Genomic DNA, 15,663 nt, shown 5'->3' with positions numbered 1-15,663 from the left:
ACGACTGTTCCGGACGGCTGGTCCGGCACCGGGTTTCAGGAGGCGCTTTTATGGCTCGTATCTCTTACCTCTGGCGGCGTGGAGCCACCTATTATGCGCGGATAGATGTGCCTCTTGATCTTGTTCCGATCCTGAAAAAGCCGACCCTGAAAAGATCGCTTCATACGAAGGATGAGGCTGAGGCGAAGCGCTTGCTCAACGCGGTCATCGAGGATTGGCGGCGTGAGTTTGACGACCTGCGCGCCCGTCGCGTCCTGACAGACGCCGACCGGGATCATGCCGTATGGGACCATTATGAGGCAGCACTCGACCATGACGATGCCGTGCGGGCAAACCTGCCGGGCGAGACTGAGATAGAGGCCGCGACGGAAGCCGCCGTGGAACGTGTCAGAACCGAGGGGGTCGACATGCGCGACCCTCTGGCGGCGCTAGACGTTGCCCTTGACGTTCAGGTGGTCAAGGACGCTGCCAGCGTTGACGCCACCGCCCGACAAGCAAAGTTGACCGACATGCGCAAGCATCTGGCGAAAGGCGAAACGGCCCTGATCGCGGACGAGGTAAACGAATATCTCAAACGAAATCGGGTTTATGTGGAGCCGAGAACGCCCGACTGGATCAGTCTCGCCAGACGCATGATGCGCTCCGAGATCGAGGCGCTACAGCGCACCCTTGAGCGCGACAAGGGCGACTTCACCGGCCAGCCCGCCGACCCTCTGGTGAAGCCCGCTATCGGCCCTCGCAGAGAGACGGCAAAGCCGGGCGAAACGCTTATGGAAATCTTTGAAGTCTTCGCCAGTGAAAACCCGCGTGGCGTCGCGAAGGACCGCGTTGACCAATCCCGGCGCGACATTGGGACGTTTGTCGAACTTGTTGGTTCCAGCTTCCCTATCGCGAAGATCACGAAGGCCGAGGTTCGGGAATGGAAACAGCTTTTGGTGAAGTATCCGGTGAAGGCCACGGAGACGAAAGCCTTTGCCGGGATGAACATTCGACAGATCGTCAAAGAGAATGAAGGTGTTGGCAAGCCCGTGCTGGCCGACCGGACTGTGAACCGCTATCTATCCAGCCTCGGCGCGTTTCTGTCGTGGGCGGTGAGCAACGGATATCTCGACAAAAACCCGACCGAAGGGCTGATGTTGAAAAAAGAGACAAAGACCCCGACGCTGCCCTTCACCACCGACCAACTGACAACCCTGTTCAACTCGCCGTGGTTCACGGGCTGCAAGAGCGCCGACGAATGGCGGAATGTGGCGAAGCCGGGCAATGTCCTGATCCGCGATCACCGATATTGGGTTCCTCTAATCATGCTGTTCTCGGGCGCGCGTCCGGGTGAAATTGGCCAGCTTGCCGTGAGCGATGTTCGACAACAGCATGGTCATTGGATCATGCACATCACCACCGAGGGCGACGACACCGCCGAAGGCAAATCGGTAAAGACTGAGGGGTCGATGCGCGTGGTTCCTGTTCATCCCGAACTGATCCGCCTTGGCTTCATCGACTATCATGCGCGCCGGATCAAAGAAGGCGGCTCCGCGCTCTTCCCCGGTGCGAAACGAAACGAGCGCGGGCAGATGATGGCTGATGTATCGCGGGAATTTGGGCGCTACATGACGCGCATCGGCCTGAAAGAGGGGCGCGGCCTGTCGCTCTATAGCTTCCGTCATGGCGCTGCGGATGCCCTTCGCCGGGCCGGATACCTCGACAATCAATTCGGCTTCATCCTCGGGCACACCGAGGCATCAATGACGGGCCGATATGGGCAGATGCCACAAGGGATGCTCGAACAGCGTGTCGAACTCATTAACGCGATAGCCTTCCCCGGTCTGAACTTGGATCACTTGAAGATGTAACACTATAACATTCCCTCTTGTCGCCCGGATCAACCGTAGGCATATTAATACCCATGGTTGATTAACGAGTGTGGCCCGATGGGTTGGTTTTCCAAGTCTCGCCACGCCCCCGACAAAGGGCGTGGCGAAATTGAACAAAAAAGCGTCAAGCTGACCGATCCGGCGATTTTCGAGTTGTTCGGGATCACGCCAGCTTCCTCTGGCGTTTCTGTCACCGCCGCCAGCGCGATGCGTGTTCCGGCAGTCAAGCGCGCGGTTTCCCTGATCTCGGAATCTATCGCCACCCTGCCATTCAAGACCTACACCGAGAACAAAGACGCCGCGAAGGATCATCCGGCCTATCGCCTTGTCCATGACTGGTCGAACGACTGGCTTAGCGCCGAGGCCCTGCGCGAACAACTGACCGCCGACGCCCTGTTGACCGGCAACGGCTACGCGCAGGTCACCCGCAACAGCGACAGCAAGCCGCTTGAACTGCTGCGGATGGACCCCGCCGCCGTCTCTGTCGATTACGATGACTTCGGTGAGCCGTCCTATACCATCCGGCTCTCGGATGGCGGCGAAGCGACCCTCCCCTATCACGATGTTCTCCATATTCAGGCGCTGGGCGGTGTGTCGCCTGTCATGCTGGCGCGTGAGGCGATTGGCCTTTGTCTTGCTGCTGAGAAGCACTTGTCCGGGTTCTTCGCCAATGGTGGCCGTCCCTCGGGCGTTATCAAGCACCCTGAGAAATTGACGCCGGAAGCTCTTAAAAAAATCAGTGCCAGTTGGTTCCGCGACCACGGCGGCGATCAGGCGGGCAAGACCGCTATCCTCGACGAGGGCATGGACTTCAAAGAGGTTGCCCTCAAGCTGGCCGACGCCGAGTTTTCCGAGGTCCGGCGCGAACAGGTGCGCGAGATCGCCCGCGCCTTCAACGTGCCGCCTGCGCTTCTCTATGAACTGTCACGCGGAACATGGTCGAACTTTGAACAGAGCCACCGCGACTTCCTGACCGGCACCCTGCGCCCTTGGATTGCCCGCTGGCAGGCAGCTTATACCCGCGTGCTGCTGACGCCCGAGGAACGCGCATCCTTTTATATCGAGGCTGTTGTCGATGACATGCAGTCGGTGGAGTTTGCGGCCCGTGCGACCGCCTATTCTCAATATCGCGGCATGGGTGCCATGACCGCGAACGAGGTCCGGGCCGGTCTGAACCTCACACCCCTGCCCGAGGGCAACGAACTCGCCAATCCCTTCACCACCACGTCCGGCGGTGCACCTGCCCCGGCTGCACCCGAGGAACCCAAAGATGAATGACCAGATCACCCACCGCGCATTCTTCGGTGACGGTGAACACGCCTTCACCCTAACCGATCCCATGATCGCGGAACTGGAACGCCTGACCGGCACCGGCTTCGGTGCCCTCGCCTTTCGCGTCATGCGCCATGAATTCCACCTGTCCGATCTGGTGGAGATCATCCGGCTTGGCCTGATCGGCGCTGGCACCCACCCCGAGGAAGCCGCCCGCATGGTGGACACTTACGCGCACAACCGCCCCGTGTCCGAAATCCTCCCGCTGGCGCTGGACGTTCTGATTGCCCGCGTCGGTGTTCAGGATGAACAGGAGCAACCGGCATGACCGAAGCACTGGAACAAATCGAGACCAAAGCCACGCTGACTGTGGCCGAGACGGGCGAGATCACCGGCATGGCTTGGCCGTTCGGCACCACGGACCTTGTAGGTGACGTGATTGAGAAAGGCGCGTTCGATCGGCCTCAGTCGCTTCCGATGCTGGCGGAACATGACAGCGGCCAGACTATCGGTGTCTGGTCCGAAATCACCGAGACGCCGGAAGGCCTGCACGTCAAGGGCAAGCTGTTGATCCATGACGTGCCCCGCGCCCGCGAAGTGGCAGATCAAATCCGCCAGGGCGATCTTGGCGGGCTGTCCATCGCATTCGTCACCAAAGCCGCGCAGCGCCACACCAAGGGCCGGAACATCACCGCCCTTTCGCTACGCGAGGTCTCAATCGTCAAACAACCCTGCAATCCGGGCGCGCATGTCGTGAGCCTGAAATCCATCGAAAAGGAATCCCATATGGAAAACGAAGCATCCCAGACACCGGCCAATGATGCGCCCCAGATCGACGCCAAGGCTTTCGACGCCGTTGTGCAGCGCCTCGACAAGCTGGAAGCCAAGGGCAACCGCCTTGGCGCGCCTGCTGTCGTTCAGGGCGATGCCGAACAGAAGGCTTTCGTCAACTACCTGATGACGGGCAGCGAAATCGACAAGAAGGCCCTGACCACCGCCGCCGACACCTCGAACCATATCCTGATGCCGGATGAGGTCAGCAACGAGTTTATCCGCAATCTGGTGGAGTTTTCGCCGGTGCGCGCCATCTCGGACGTGCGTTCCACCGGCGCGGCGAACATCATCCTGCCCAAACGCACCGGCATCACGAATGCCATCTGGGTGGGCGAAACCACCCCGCGCACCGGCAGTCAGCCGACGTTTGATCAGTCGGAAATCGCCGTGAAGGAACTGGCAACCTATGTGGACCTGTCGCTCCAACTGGCCGAAGACAGCGCCAACGTGCTTTCCGAAGTCACCACCGCGCTGGCCGAGGACTTCGGGCAGAAGGAAAGCCTCGCCTTTGTGAACGGCTCGACCGCGCTGGAACCCTCGGGCTTCATGAAGGACGCGAACATCGCCACCACGGCGAACGGTAGCAAGACCGCACTTTCGCCGGATGCGCTGATCTCGCTGATGTATGCCCTGCCCGCCACCTATCGCGCGACCGGCACATGGGTGATGAACGGCAAGACCCTCGCCACGATCCGCACCCTGAAAGACGGCCACGGCAATTACCTCTGGCAGCCGTCCTATCAGGCCGGGCAGCCGGAAACGATCCTCGGGCGTCCTGTCGTGGAAGCCGTGGACATGCCCGACATTGCGGCAGATGCCACGCCGGTCATCTTCGGGGATTTCAAACGTGGGTATCGCATCTATGACCGCCTGAATGTCGCGGTGCTGGCCGACCCCTACACGGTGCGCGTCAACGGCCTCATGCGTTACCATGCCCGCCGTCGCGTCGGTGCAAGCGTCGTGCGCCCGGATGCCTTCCGTAAGCTGGCAATGGCGGTCTGACCCATGCCCGCGATCACGCCCGCACCGGAAGTCCTGTTGCGCCACGGCCCCCATGCCGTGACGCTGCGGGCATCCCTGCGGGCGGCGGTTGCCCTCGACAGTCAGGAAGGCGGCATGGGGGGTCTGTATGACCAGATCGGCCGCTTTTCCCTCACCGCGATCAAGACGGTGATCCGCTGCGCCTGCACCGACAAGGCCGAGGCCGAGCGCCTGCTGACCTACGCATCAACGCAACCGCTCTTGCCCTTCATGCTCGACGCACAAGCCGCGTGTTTGGCGATCATGCAAGTGATCCTGCTGAACAACGACGACACCCAGACGGGCGAGGCGATCCCGCTGCGCGATTACTACGCGGACTTGTTCAGATGCGCGACCGGCTGGCTTGGCTGGACGCCTTCCGAGGTCTGGACCGCCAGCCTCGCAGAGATCGAAGCCGCGATGAACGCCCATTGCGACCGGCTGATTGCCGCTTCACCGGACGCCGAGCGTCCGCCCACCACCAGCGCCAAGCAGCGCGCCGAGAACATCGCCGCCGGTCTGGACCCCGAGTTTGACCGCGCCGCCCTTCACGCCCTGAAAGCGAGACACCAATGACCATCGACCTTTTCGCCGACCGCGCCCCGAACATGGCATTTCCCCGGAATGCCGTTCCCATCACCCCCTCGGATACGGAAGCGCTCGAATATGCCGCTGATAGTCTCTGGATTGGCAGCGCGGGCAACGTCAGACTCAAGACGATTAGCGGGCAGATCGCGACCTTCAAGAACATTGCATCCGGGACGATCCTTTCCGTTCGGACGGCGCAGGTCTTTGCGACCGATACCACGGCGGGGAGTATCGTCGGACTTGGCACATGGCCGATTGCCACCAGCACGAACGAGGAACCTGCGCCGGTGGAACCGGCCAAGGTGATGCTTGCTGGTCCGCGCTACGCCACCAACGGTGACAGCCAAATCCAAATGACGCAATCTGGCTACAGGCCAGCGACTGTGGGGCGTAGTATCAACCATAGTGTGTCTGGCTGGTCCGCGCCCCTGCATGACTTACTCGGGTGGAAACTCCGGCAAGTATCTGGGGAAGGAACCGGGGGAACTACCACGGCTCAAATCCTTAGCGCCACACCGCAACGAGTCGCGGATGCGGTTGCCTCCGGTGCTGACTTCGCGTTCATCATCGGCGGGGGCAACGATGGTCCTTCGGCGGATATCAACATCACCATAGACAACATGACCGCCATCTATGACCTGTATGAGGCCGCTGGCATCCAACAGGTGACCTACATCGTGCCCAAGAATGGGGCACCGACGCATGTTGCGCGGCGGGCGTGGTTTGCAGATGTGGAGGAACGCCGGAAACGCTGGCCTCGCTACATCTACGTTGACGTGTGGAATGAGCTGGCCAACCCGGCCAACGATCCCGATAGCGCAGGTGGGCCGGGCATCAATCCCCTCTACTCCGAGGACAACACGCACCTGAACACTCTGGGGAGCCGTGTTCTTGCCCAGACACTGGCAACGAAGCTGGCTCCGCTGATGCCCGCGGACTTCGGCGATGTGGCACCGAACCTGAACACTCCGATTGTCCCGGCGTTCATCACCCAAACCACGGGTGGCACGATCACCAACAACAGCACCGCTACTGTCACGGGGCAGCTTCCCACTGGTCTTACCATGACCATCCCGGAGGCGTTCAACGGATGCTCCATCGCGCTGTCCACGAACTTGTCCGGCGGCGTGCCGGAACTTGCCGTGCATGTAACGGGGCGCACGGGGGAAGCTGTTCCCGCTATGGTTGGTGGAGCAACCATCAATATTGCACCGGCGATCATCACCGACACCGCCATCCTCAATGCACTATCCGAGGGGGACGTTCTGGGAACCTATGCCGACCTTACAATCGACGCCGGGAGCAAGGGTGCGCGCTGGTCTACCGCCTTCCTGCGCTTCGCCGGAAACGGACACGTTTCCCGGGAACTCAGCACGGGCTCAACCGGGACTGCTTCCCTGCAATATCCTGCTAATAACACGGACACTGTGACCCGGGCGGATCGCGCAAATGTCGCATGGACACACCGGGCGCTAACTCCGGGGATGCCGCTCAAGTCGAACTGGGTTGGCTCTGCCAGCCGTAGCGTCACCTCGCGAATTGACCTGAACACCAACGCGGCCGGTGAGGTCGATGCCACGTTCCGCATCAAGAACTTCAAATTGGTGAAGGCTCACCCCACGCTCTATCCGTGGCCTTGGATTTAACCCCACTCCCGGCAAGCCGGGATTTCCCATCCCACCCGACAGACCACCACACTGGATGTAGAGGCATTATTGCCCCTGCATCCTGAAAGGCCGCAAGCATGAACACCGTTTTTCTATATGGCGCACTCGCCAAAGAGTTTGGCCGGGAACACCGCTTCAATATCGAAACCGCTGCGGAAGCTATTGACGCCTTGCGCGCCAACTTCCCTCGTTTTTTCAATACGATCCGTCATGGTCACTACCGCGTCATCGTCGGAAATGACCGCAAGACCGGCTTGCCGCTCGATGAAACGGAAATGCCAGCTTTCAACCTCGCCATGAAGCCGATCCATATCATCCCCGTCACCAAGGGCCGGAAACGTGGCGGCGTCGGCAAGGTGATCGCAGGCGTGGCCTTGATTGGCCTGTCTGCGATGACTGGCGGCAGCGCGCTTATGGGCACGGCCCTGTGGCAAGGGGGCATGACCCTTGGCGGCATGACTGGCGCGATGGGCATGGGTCTGGCGCTGACCGGCGCGGCCTCTCTGATCGCCCCGCAACAGAAGGCGGGCGAGACGAAGCAATCCTTCACCATGTCCGGTCCGACCAATGACACCCGCGAAGGCGGGATCGTTCCGATTGCCTACGGCGAGGTCATCACCGGCGGCATGATGATCAATGGCGCAGTCAGCATCAACAAGAAGGACAACACCACGTCCTCGGACGTGCTGGCGAACTTTCTGAGGTAATCCCATGCCTGCCCCGCCCCGTCTCTGCCGTTGTGGCAATATCGTTCCCGCTGGTGAGGTCTGCACTTGCCAGCGTGAGGCCATACGCGCCCGGAAGCGCCGTGCCGACAAGAACCGGCCTTCATCCTCGCAACGCGGCTACACCGGCGGCTGGCGGAAACTAAGGGCCGAGTTTCTGCGCCTGCATCCGTTCTGCAAAATGTGCGGGAACACCGCCGAGCATGTTGACCATATCAAACCGCACCGGGGCGATCAGGCGTTGTTTTGGGACTGGCGCAATTTGCAAGCCCTCTGTGCGCATTGCCACAATTCCGTGAAACAGCGACAGGAACGCGCCAATGTCCGAACTTGATCTATGGTGCGCCGTTCTTCTGAGCGCCGTTGATGATGCGCTTTTGGGGCCATCCAGCCGTGACCCGGCACACCGCGCCTTACAAGCCCAGATCATAGAACACGCCCGGTCCTACCTGACGACGCCGAGCAAAGACCTTTCAACGGTCTGTTCGCTTGCTGGTATCGACATGCCATGCCTGATTGACCGCATGAGGGTTCAAATCGCACAAGCCCCATCGGTCGATGAACTGCTAGGGCAGAAGCGGAAAACCTCTCTGAACGCCATCACAAAGAAACCGAAACCACCCAAACCAAAACGAACAGCCGAAACATATACCTACAACGGCGAAACCCTGACAATCCGGCAATGGTCAGAGAAGACCGGAATCCGTTGCGACACCATCCGAGGTCGAATCAATCGCGGCTGGCCTATCGGTGAAGCTGTTACGATGACCAAACAGGAAGCCGCCGAGCGGGAAAGCATCCGCAGGCACAAGACGACCAAGATCAGGCATAAGAGATCAAGTCCCGGCATCGCACCCACCCTATACGAACATAACGGCGAACGCCTGTCCCTGTCTGACTGGTCTATCCGCACCGGGATAAAGAAGGTGACGCTCTATGCGCGGCTCATGAAGGGCTGGCCTATGGAGGATGTATTGCGCCCCGACAACCTGCGGGGACGCACACTCATAACAGCTTAATCCTCTTAACTACCGGCATCTTGGCGTGACCGACAGGAATTGTCAAAAACACATACCCCTTATTGAATTGCTTCATCTGATCTGGAAAAACTGTAATTGTGAATTTTAGTGCTCCACCCTGCTCCAATCGCACGGGAAAATCTCCATTTGATACACGGACATTGAAACCTTTCAGCATAGGCAACACAACCTCCGGCTTCATAATTGTCCAAATTGGAAGGCGCCGACGTTCCACCCGCACAGATATAAGAGCCGCTGGAACTGGTCCTATATTCACGGCCGTTGCCTGTATACAATATCCACCGCTCAATTGATCTTTTTTAACGCTCACATCAAGCTTTATCTTCGGTCTATTTCCGAAATGGCTTATGACTTGAGCTATTGAGTTTATCACTGACAATGTTAGTGCAGCTACTGCAATCCAGTCGCTGTTAGTGAATTGTGCCATTTTCAGTCCTAAGGCATGAGACAAGACAACGGACCATATCGCACGGCGCAGGATGCTCAAGCATGTAGATTACCGGGCGGCGGGGGGTGGTTCTCAATTTGTCCGGTGATTTTCTAAACCGGCGGCATGTCCTCGACACAAGACACGCCGAATATAACTTTTCCATCTGAATGTTATGATGTAACATAACTCACAAGTTAACTACCTTGTGAGTAACGAGTTATGCCCATCTCCCCTGCCCTGATCCGGGCGCACCTGAACATTGACGACGACCGGGACGCGGAACTGTTGGAACATTACGCGAACGTGGCCGAGTCCTACGTCGCATCCTACACCGGCCAGCCCTTCACCGCCGACAATCCCCTGATGGTGCAGGCCGCGCTTCTGCTGATCGCCTGCCAATATGAATCGCGCGAAGCCGTCAGCTTTTCCAGCGTTCATCAGCTTCCCTTCGGTGTTTTCGACCTTCTGGCGTCGCTGAAAGAGCGTGTGACGGGCTATGTGCCGGAAGGCGGTGCAGCATGAGCGCGACCCGTCAATCATCGCTCGACCTGCAAAAGCGCCTGCTGAGCATCCCGAAAGAGATCGTCGCAGCCCTGCGCGCGCCTCTGGTGAAGTCCGCCGAGGAAGTCGCGGATGATGCGCGCACTCTGGCGAACGCCCACCGGCGCACGGGCAAGCTGGCGGACTCGATTGAGGCGACCGGCCCGAACGAGATCACGCCCGCTTACGCCGCCGATGGCGGACGGCGCACGGCGGGCGACCTGCAATCGTTTGTGACCGCTGGTTCCCCGGAAGCACGGCAGGGTCATTTGCTCGAATTTGGCACCGAGGAACGCCACCACAAGGACGGCGGAAGCACGGGCAAGATGCCGGAAACGCCCTTCCTTCTGCCCGCGTGGCGGCTGAACAAGCCGCGAATTGAGCGCCGTTTGAAGCGCGCCGTTACCAGCGCAATCAAGAAGGCGGCTCAAAATGACTGACCCGACCATCGCCCTGCAAAATGCCATTGCCTCCGCGCTGATCGCCGATCCGGTCATTGCCGCCCATGTCGCACCGGAACGTATCCGCGCCTCTGGTGTGCGCCCCGAAGAAATGCCGAGCCTGCTGTTTAGCCCGTCCAAGGTCACGATCTTGGGTCATGCGTCCGGTGGGCAGATCGTCGCAGAGGTGCGCCAGACGCTTCACCTCTGGGTGGTGCAGGACGGCACCGACACCGCGCAAGAGATCGCAAACGCGGTGCTGCTGGCGCTAATGGATGCACCCGTTGCGGCTGGCGTCTCCATTGACGCGTGGGATCGGCCCGTGCTGGCGTGGGCTTCGGACCCTGACCCGGCACAATCGTTTGTTCATGGTGCGTTCAGCCTGAACGCTGTTCTTCGGTGGAGGGTCTGATGCAGGCTGGCCGACTTCAACATCTGATCGAACTGCAACGGGCCAGCGACGGCCCCATGACGCCCGGACGCAAGGTCACGCAAGTTTGGACGACCTACGCGCGGGGCAAGGCTGAACTTCGGCAAGCGTCCATCTCTGAGTTTCTTGCCGACTATGGCGAAGGCTCGAACAATTCCGCCGTGTTCCTGATCCGGTGGGTGCCGGGCGTGGCCGTATCTGACCGCATCCTCCACGGCGGCAAGGCGTGGAACATCGTCGCCATTGCCGAGATCGGACGGCGGAAGGGCCTCGAACTTCGGGCAGTGGCGGCATGAGTGTTTACTTGAGAGGGGTTAAGCCCGGACTGTCTGCCGACCATGAGGCGCTGACCAAAGCGCCACCCGCGCCCGCGTGGCTGTCCAGCTATGCGAAGACCGAATGGCGGCGGGTAATGCCCCAACTGATCGCCCGGCGCGTCGTTACAAAGGCCGATCTGTCGGGCGTCGAAAACTATTGCGTTGCTGCTGGCGCGGTTCGTCAGATCGCGGAAATTCTCGCGCTGAACCCTATCCCTGATCTGAAACTTGCCGGGCTTCAAATCCGCTATGCGCAGACCGCCCGCCAACTTGCCGCCGAATACGGGCTTTCCCCGACCAGCCGCGCGCGCATGGGCACGGTGCAGGATGACGACGACGATGCGGATAATCCTCTGGCGGTGACCTGATGACCGCCAGCACCTTTCCCGCGTGGATATATGACAACAGCCCGATCCCCGACCCTCTCGGGCATGGGGAACGTGCCGTTGAATTTCTGCGCCGTCTTCGGCATCCGGCCAGCACCGAACCCGGCCACAGGTTTCAGCTTTATCCGTGGCAGGAGCGGATCGTGCGTCGCATTTACGGCCCGAGGAATCCAGACGGATCGCGGATCGTCAAAACGGTGATGCTTCTGCTGCCACGCGGGAACCGCAAGACCAGTCTTGCCGCTGCGCTATCGCTTTTGCATCTGTTCGGACCAGAAGCCCGCCCCGCCGGGCAGGTGCTGTTTGCCGCCTGTGATCGGGAACAGGCGTCTATTGGCTTCCGTGAAGCCGCAAACATCATTCGCGCCGACAAGCGCCTCATGCGCGCGGTGAAAATTCGGGATGCCTTCAACTCGAAAAAACAGATGACATCCTACCGCGACGGCAGCACCCTGACCGCCCTTGCCTCGGATGGTGGCGCTGCGCATGGCCTGACGCCGAGTTTCACCTTGATCGACGAAATCCACGCATGGCGCGGGCGCGACCTTTGGGAAGCGATCAAGTCCGGCCAAGCCAAGACCGACGACACGCTGATGGTGATCGCCACGACTGCCGGACGTGGTGCTGACAGCCTTGCCGCCGATCAGTTTACCTATGCGACGCAGGTGGCAAAGGGCGAGATCGTGAACCCCGAGTTTCTGCCGGTCCTGTTCATGGCCGAGCCTGATGACGACTGGCAGGATGAAGCGGTCTGGCACAAGGTCAATCCCGGCCTCAAATATGGCTTCCCGTCGCTGTCGGGCTTGCGCGCGCTGGCGAAAGAGGCCGAGGGCAATCCTTCGGAACTTGCGAGTTTCAGGCAATACAACCTGAATATCTGGCAAGCCAATTCGCGCGACCCGTTGTTTGACATGCCGTCTTACGACCGGCGCAAATTCGATGATGAGGAGAAAGACCTCGAACAGCTTCCGGCCTATGTCGGTGTGGACCTGAGCCAAACGGGCGACCTGACCGCCGTTGCCATTGCCTTCCGCCACCCTGATGGGCAGGTGACGCTGCGCAACAGGTGTTTCGTTCCGATTGGGGGTAATATCAAGCAAAAGTCCGACCGCGACCGCGCGCCATATCAGGAATGGGCGGACGCGGGTTTGGTTGAACTTTGCCCCGGTGGCGTGATCGACGTGAAGGCGGTGGAGGATCATGTCGCTGGCCTTTGCGCCCGCTATGACGTGCAGGAGATCGCCGTGGACCCCGCCCTTGCGCGAGTCCTGATGCAGCACTTGGCCGACGCGGGCTTGCCAGTCTTTGCCCACCCACAAAGCGCGGTGGTCATGTCCGAGGCAATCGGAAACCTGATCCGCGTAGTGAATGGCGAACTGATCCGGCACAATGGCGACCCGGTCTTGCGGTCGCACTTTGATGCTGTCGCGATCAGCACGAACGCGCAATCCGGTCTCGTGAGGGCACACAAGGCGAGATCCACCGGAAAGATCGACGCCGCTATTGCATCTACGATGGCCGTTTCACGGGCTGTTGTCGCCCATAACGCAAAATCCCGATATGACAGCCCAGATGTGTTCGGGCTGTCGATGATCCTGTAACGAGTGAGTTTCCCAGATGAGTGACACCGAAATCAAAGGTCTTCTGATCGACCTTGAAGTGCGCCAGACCAAACTTGAGCGCGGCCTTTCGAAAGCGAATAAAACGCAACGCCGTGCTTCGGACGAGATGGAACGGCGGGCGAAACAATCCGCCGATCGCATGAGCGCCGCCTATGGCGGCGTGGGCGACAAGATGGCTGCATCCTTCGCCAAGCTGTCGAAATTCGCCGTGCCCTTCGCTGGCGGCTTGCTTGGCGGTCTGGCGGTGGGAGGCATCAACGAAGGTATTTCTGCTGTCCAGCGCCTGTCCACGGAAATCGCCAATGTCGGCAATGAGGCAAGGCGCGCCGGTGTCTCCGCGAAATCGTTTCAGGAGTGGAAATTCGTCGCGGAACAGAACCGGATCGGGGTTGATGCCCTTGTGGACGGCCTCAAGGAATTGAACCTGCGCGCCGATGAATTTGCGGTGACGGGCAAGGGTTCAGCCGCCGAAGCATTCCAGCGCCTCGGATTCAGCGCACAGGACGTGGCCGAGAAGCTGAAAGACCCGGATGCAATGCTTCAAGAAATCTTCAAACGCCTTGAGCAATTGGACAAGGCCGCGCAAATCCGTATCGCAGACGAGCTGTTCGGTGGCACCGGCGGCGAACGGTTTGTGGAGCTGCTGGAACAGGGATCGCAAAAGATCGAGGCCACGAAGAACCGCGCTTCTGAACTTGGCATCGTCATGTCGGATGACCTGATCGCCAAGGCAGAGCGGCTGAACCGAGAATTCACGACCGTTTCGCAGACGGTGGGCGTGGCGCTGAAATCCGCGATCATCAGCGCCGCCTCTTCACTCTCGGATTTTCTCGACGGCTTCCGGTCCTTCCAGAACCAGCGCGATGAAACCTTGCAGGCCCGGCAGGGTGAAATCATGAAATCCAAAGTCGCCTTGAATGACCGGCTTGGCAAGGTGATCCTTGAGCGCGACCGGAAGCGCATCCGGCAACAGATGAAGGACTTGAACGACGAGGAAGATCAAATCATCGCCGAGTTGCAGAAGCGCACCCCTCCCAGTTGGAAGCCGAAGTCAGACGAATGGGTAGCGCCGAGCGGTTCCGGCGCTGTCGTTCCTGATAGCGGTTCGGGCGGCAGCAAGAACAAGGGAAAATCAGGTGCGTCAAAGGCCGCCACCGATCCCTTTGCCTCGACCAAACAACAGATCGCAGAACTTGAGGCCGAGGGCGTTGCGTTGCTTGCCGCCGCTGCTGCGGGTTCTGAATACGCGGATGCAATCGAACTGGCGCGCAAAAAGGCCGAACTGCTGACCGCTGCACAAAAAGCGGGCAAAGAGATCACGCCGGAATTGACCGATGAGATTGACCAGCTTGCGCAAAAATACGTGAGCGCCGGAAACAGCGCCGAGGATGCCGCCGCGAAATTGAAACTGATCGAGGATGCCGGGCAGCGTGGCGCGCAAACTCTCTCGGAAATGTTCACCAGCATTTTGACCGGCTCACAGTCTGCCGAGCAAGCCCTCTCCAATCTATTGTTGAAATTGGCCGAGGCGCAATTCAATCAGGTGTTCGCGGGTCTGTTCGGGGCCGGTGGCGCGGGTGCTGGTGCTGCGACATGGGTGGGCAAACTCTTGTCCGGCGGGTTTGCCTCTGGCGGCTACACCGGCCACGGTGACAAATTCGAACCTGCCGGGATCGTTCATCGCGGCGAATTCGTGTTCTCGAAAGCGACCGTCCAGCGCCTCGGGGCTGCAAATCTCGACAGACTCCACCAGAGCGCGCTACGGGGCTATGCCTCGGGCGGGCTGGTAGGTGACACCGGAAAGATCGCACAAGCCGCCAGCGCTCAATCTGGAGCCTCTGGGAAGGCACCTGAAATTAATCTCGCATCCCATGTGACAGTCAATGCCTCTGGCGGAACGCCCGAAGCCAACGCCGATCTGGCCGAGCAAGTTGCCCGACAGACCGAGGCAGCCATGCGCGCGCTGATCCAGCAAGAGATGATCCAACAGATGCGCCCCGGCGGCATGATGAGGACAACGAGATGACCCTACACACGTTCAACCCCGCCGTCGCGCCCTCGCCCGGAACGACCAACACGCCCCGCGTCTCTCTGAACAAGGCGGAGTTTGGCGATGGCTATACCCAGGCATCGCCGAAGGGCCTTAATCACATCCGGCGCACCCTCACGTTGAAATGGGAAGGCCTCTTGCCGGAACAGGCGGCAGCGCTGGACAGCTTCTTTACGGGTCAGGGCGGCTATATCCCGTTCTACTACACGCACCCCGTGGAAGGCGTCACCCGGAAGTGGACTTGCGAGGAATGGGGTTCGACCTACGGCGCGCCCGCCAAGTTCACCGCGACGCTGGTGGAGAATTTCACACCTATGACGTAAGACTCGCGGAGAAGGCCGTGGAGCGGCCTCTCCGCGTTTGGGGTGGAGTTGGACCGGAAAACCAGCCGGGGAGTCTGGGTGACTCTCTCCGCGAGTCTGTGACGGCAC

The 15,663-nt window shown here is 60.1% G+C and carries 18 protein-coding genes; 17 read left to right on the top strand and 1 reads right to left on the bottom strand.

All coding sequences use genetic code 11. The features are described 5' to 3' along the window. Positions 1-50: 50 nt before the first annotated feature. The 9 genes from D2T30_RS09880 to D2T30_RS09840 all read left to right on the top strand — a co-directional run bounded on the left by D2T30_RS09880 (position 51) and on the right by D2T30_RS09840 (position 8,996). Positions 51-1,850, top strand: a complete 1,800-nt coding sequence (locus tag D2T30_RS09880; RefSeq protein WP_128208736.1) for a site-specific integrase — start codon at positions 51-53, stop codon at positions 1,848-1,850. 78 nt (positions 1,851-1,928) lie between these two features. Continuing rightward, positions 1,929-3,149 carry a phage portal protein gene (locus D2T30_RS09875; protein ID WP_128208735.1) on the top strand — a complete coding sequence of 407 codons (1,221 nt, stop codon included), beginning with the start codon at positions 1,929-1,931 and terminating at the stop codon, positions 3,147-3,149. Beyond that, on the top strand, positions 3,142-3,471 hold the full coding sequence (locus D2T30_RS09870; RefSeq protein WP_128208734.1) for a gene transfer agent family protein: 330 nt from the start codon (positions 3,142-3,144) through the stop codon (positions 3,469-3,471). The genes D2T30_RS09875 and D2T30_RS09870 overlap by 8 nt, the downstream gene beginning before the upstream one ends. Next, entirely contained in the window at positions 3,468-4,979 is a 1,512-nt protein-coding gene (locus D2T30_RS09865; protein ID WP_128208733.1) for a phage major capsid protein, read from the top strand. The genes D2T30_RS09870 and D2T30_RS09865 overlap by 4 nt, the downstream gene beginning before the upstream one ends. A 3-nt stretch (positions 4,980-4,982) precedes the next feature. Continuing rightward, positions 4,983-5,573 carry a hypothetical protein gene (locus D2T30_RS09860; RefSeq protein WP_128208732.1) on the top strand — a complete coding sequence of 197 codons (591 nt, stop codon included), beginning with the start codon at positions 4,983-4,985 and terminating at the stop codon, positions 5,571-5,573. Beyond that, positions 5,570-7,231: a spike base protein, RCAP_Rcc01079 family gene (locus tag D2T30_RS09855; protein WP_128208731.1), complete on the top strand. Its 1,662-nt coding sequence runs from the start codon at positions 5,570-5,572 to the stop codon at positions 7,229-7,231. The genes D2T30_RS09860 and D2T30_RS09855 overlap by 4 nt, the downstream gene beginning before the upstream one ends. A gap of 98 nt (positions 7,232-7,329) precedes the next feature. Then, positions 7,330-7,959 carry a tail assembly protein gene (locus D2T30_RS09850; protein ID WP_128208730.1) on the top strand — a complete coding sequence of 210 codons (630 nt, stop codon included), beginning with the start codon at positions 7,330-7,332 and terminating at the stop codon, positions 7,957-7,959. Between the two features lie 4 nt (positions 7,960-7,963). After that, positions 7,964-8,311, top strand: coding sequence for an HNH endonuclease (locus tag D2T30_RS09845; protein WP_128208729.1), 348 nt, complete (start codon positions 7,964-7,966; stop codon positions 8,309-8,311). After that, complete coding sequence (locus tag D2T30_RS09840) at positions 8,298-8,996, top strand: hypothetical protein (RefSeq protein ID WP_128208728.1); 699 nt, start codon at positions 8,298-8,300, stop codon at positions 8,994-8,996. Before D2T30_RS09845 ends, D2T30_RS09840 begins: the two co-directional genes overlap by 14 nt. Here the strand turns inward: D2T30_RS09840 and D2T30_RS09835 are convergent. Then, on the bottom strand, positions 8,983-9,444 hold the full coding sequence (locus D2T30_RS09835) for a hypothetical protein (RefSeq protein ID WP_128208727.1): 462 nt from the start codon (positions 9,442-9,444) through the stop codon (positions 8,983-8,985). The two genes, D2T30_RS09840 and D2T30_RS09835, sit on opposite strands and share 14 nt — an antisense overlap. A 222-nt stretch (positions 9,445-9,666) precedes the next feature. Here D2T30_RS09835 and D2T30_RS09830 point away from each other — a divergent pair, with 222 nt between their 5' ends. The 8 genes from D2T30_RS09830 to D2T30_RS09795 are packed head-to-tail and all read left to right on the top strand — an operon-like array spanning position 9,667 to position 15,555. After that, complete coding sequence (locus D2T30_RS09830) at positions 9,667-9,969, top strand: head-tail connector protein (RefSeq protein ID WP_128208726.1); 303 nt, start codon at positions 9,667-9,669, stop codon at positions 9,967-9,969. Beyond that, on the top strand, positions 9,966-10,427 hold the full coding sequence (locus D2T30_RS09825; RefSeq protein ID WP_128208725.1) for an HK97 gp10 family phage protein: 462 nt from the start codon (positions 9,966-9,968) through the stop codon (positions 10,425-10,427). The genes D2T30_RS09830 and D2T30_RS09825 overlap by 4 nt, the downstream gene beginning before the upstream one ends. Beyond that, entirely contained in the window at positions 10,420-10,839 is a 420-nt protein-coding gene (gene gp17 / locus D2T30_RS09820) for a tail completion protein gp17 (protein ID WP_128208724.1), read from the top strand. The genes D2T30_RS09825 and gp17 overlap by 8 nt, the downstream gene beginning before the upstream one ends. Continuing rightward, the gene (locus tag D2T30_RS09815) at positions 10,839-11,153 is read left to right on the top strand and encodes a head-tail adaptor protein (RefSeq protein ID WP_128208723.1); all 315 of its coding nucleotides are present in this window, start codon (positions 10,839-10,841) and stop codon (positions 11,151-11,153) included. The genes gp17 and D2T30_RS09815 overlap by 1 nt, the downstream gene beginning before the upstream one ends. Beyond that, on the top strand, positions 11,150-11,542 hold the full coding sequence (locus D2T30_RS09810; RefSeq protein ID WP_128208722.1) for a phage terminase small subunit P27 family: 393 nt from the start codon (positions 11,150-11,152) through the stop codon (positions 11,540-11,542). Before D2T30_RS09815 ends, D2T30_RS09810 begins: the two co-directional genes overlap by 4 nt. After that, positions 11,542-13,161 carry a terminase large subunit gene (locus D2T30_RS09805; RefSeq protein ID WP_128208721.1) on the top strand — a complete coding sequence of 540 codons (1,620 nt, stop codon included), beginning with the start codon at positions 11,542-11,544 and terminating at the stop codon, positions 13,159-13,161. Before D2T30_RS09810 ends, D2T30_RS09805 begins: the two co-directional genes overlap by 1 nt. Positions 13,162-13,177: 16 nt before the next feature. After that, complete coding sequence (locus D2T30_RS24015; RefSeq protein WP_128208720.1) at positions 13,178-15,208, top strand: phage tail tape measure protein; 2,031 nt, start codon at positions 13,178-13,180, stop codon at positions 15,206-15,208. Then, positions 15,205-15,555, top strand: coding sequence for a phage tail protein (locus tag D2T30_RS09795; RefSeq protein WP_128208719.1), 351 nt, complete (start codon positions 15,205-15,207; stop codon positions 15,553-15,555). Before D2T30_RS24015 ends, D2T30_RS09795 begins: the two co-directional genes overlap by 4 nt. Positions 15,556-15,663: the final 108 nt, after the last annotated feature.

It is taken from the genome of Paenirhodobacter populi (assembly GCF_004022215.1).
In the GTDB taxonomy this organism is placed as follows: domain Bacteria; phylum Pseudomonadota; class Alphaproteobacteria; order Rhodobacterales; family Rhodobacteraceae; genus Rhodobacter; species Rhodobacter populi.
Note: the sequence above shows the minus strand (reverse complement) of the source record. Positions and strands in the feature narration are given on the sequence as shown.

Coding starts and splice junctions, on each gene's coding strand:
- D2T30_RS09880 (WP_128208736.1), top strand. CDS start 51: ATGGCTCGTATCTCTTACCTCTGGCGGCGTGGAGCCACCTATTATGCG.
- D2T30_RS09875 (WP_128208735.1), top strand. CDS start 1,929: ATGGGTTGGTTTTCCAAGTCTCGCCACGCCCCCGACAAAGGGCGTGGC.
- D2T30_RS09870 (WP_128208734.1), top strand. CDS start 3,142: ATGAATGACCAGATCACCCACCGCGCATTCTTCGGTGACGGTGAACAC.
- D2T30_RS09865 (WP_128208733.1), top strand. CDS start 3,468: ATGACCGAAGCACTGGAACAAATCGAGACCAAAGCCACGCTGACTGTG.
- D2T30_RS09860 (WP_128208732.1), top strand. CDS start 4,983: ATGCCCGCGATCACGCCCGCACCGGAAGTCCTGTTGCGCCACGGCCCC.
- D2T30_RS09855 (WP_128208731.1), top strand. CDS start 5,570: ATGACCATCGACCTTTTCGCCGACCGCGCCCCGAACATGGCATTTCCC.
- D2T30_RS09850 (WP_128208730.1), top strand. CDS start 7,330: ATGAACACCGTTTTTCTATATGGCGCACTCGCCAAAGAGTTTGGCCGG.
- D2T30_RS09845 (WP_128208729.1), top strand. CDS start 7,964: ATGCCTGCCCCGCCCCGTCTCTGCCGTTGTGGCAATATCGTTCCCGCT.
- D2T30_RS09840 (WP_128208728.1), top strand. CDS start 8,298: ATGTCCGAACTTGATCTATGGTGCGCCGTTCTTCTGAGCGCCGTTGAT.
- D2T30_RS09835 (WP_128208727.1), bottom strand. CDS start 9,444: ATGGCACAATTCACTAACAGCGACTGGATTGCAGTAGCTGCACTAACA.
- D2T30_RS09830 (WP_128208726.1), top strand. CDS start 9,667: ATGCCCATCTCCCCTGCCCTGATCCGGGCGCACCTGAACATTGACGAC.
- D2T30_RS09825 (WP_128208725.1), top strand. CDS start 9,966: ATGAGCGCGACCCGTCAATCATCGCTCGACCTGCAAAAGCGCCTGCTG.
- gp17 (WP_128208724.1), top strand. CDS start 10,420: ATGACTGACCCGACCATCGCCCTGCAAAATGCCATTGCCTCCGCGCTG.
- D2T30_RS09815 (WP_128208723.1), top strand. CDS start 10,839: ATGCAGGCTGGCCGACTTCAACATCTGATCGAACTGCAACGGGCCAGC.
- D2T30_RS09810 (WP_128208722.1), top strand. CDS start 11,150: ATGAGTGTTTACTTGAGAGGGGTTAAGCCCGGACTGTCTGCCGACCAT.
- D2T30_RS09805 (WP_128208721.1), top strand. CDS start 11,542: ATGACCGCCAGCACCTTTCCCGCGTGGATATATGACAACAGCCCGATC.
- D2T30_RS24015 (WP_128208720.1), top strand. CDS start 13,178: ATGAGTGACACCGAAATCAAAGGTCTTCTGATCGACCTTGAAGTGCGC.
- D2T30_RS09795 (WP_128208719.1), top strand. CDS start 15,205: ATGACCCTACACACGTTCAACCCCGCCGTCGCGCCCTCGCCCGGAACG.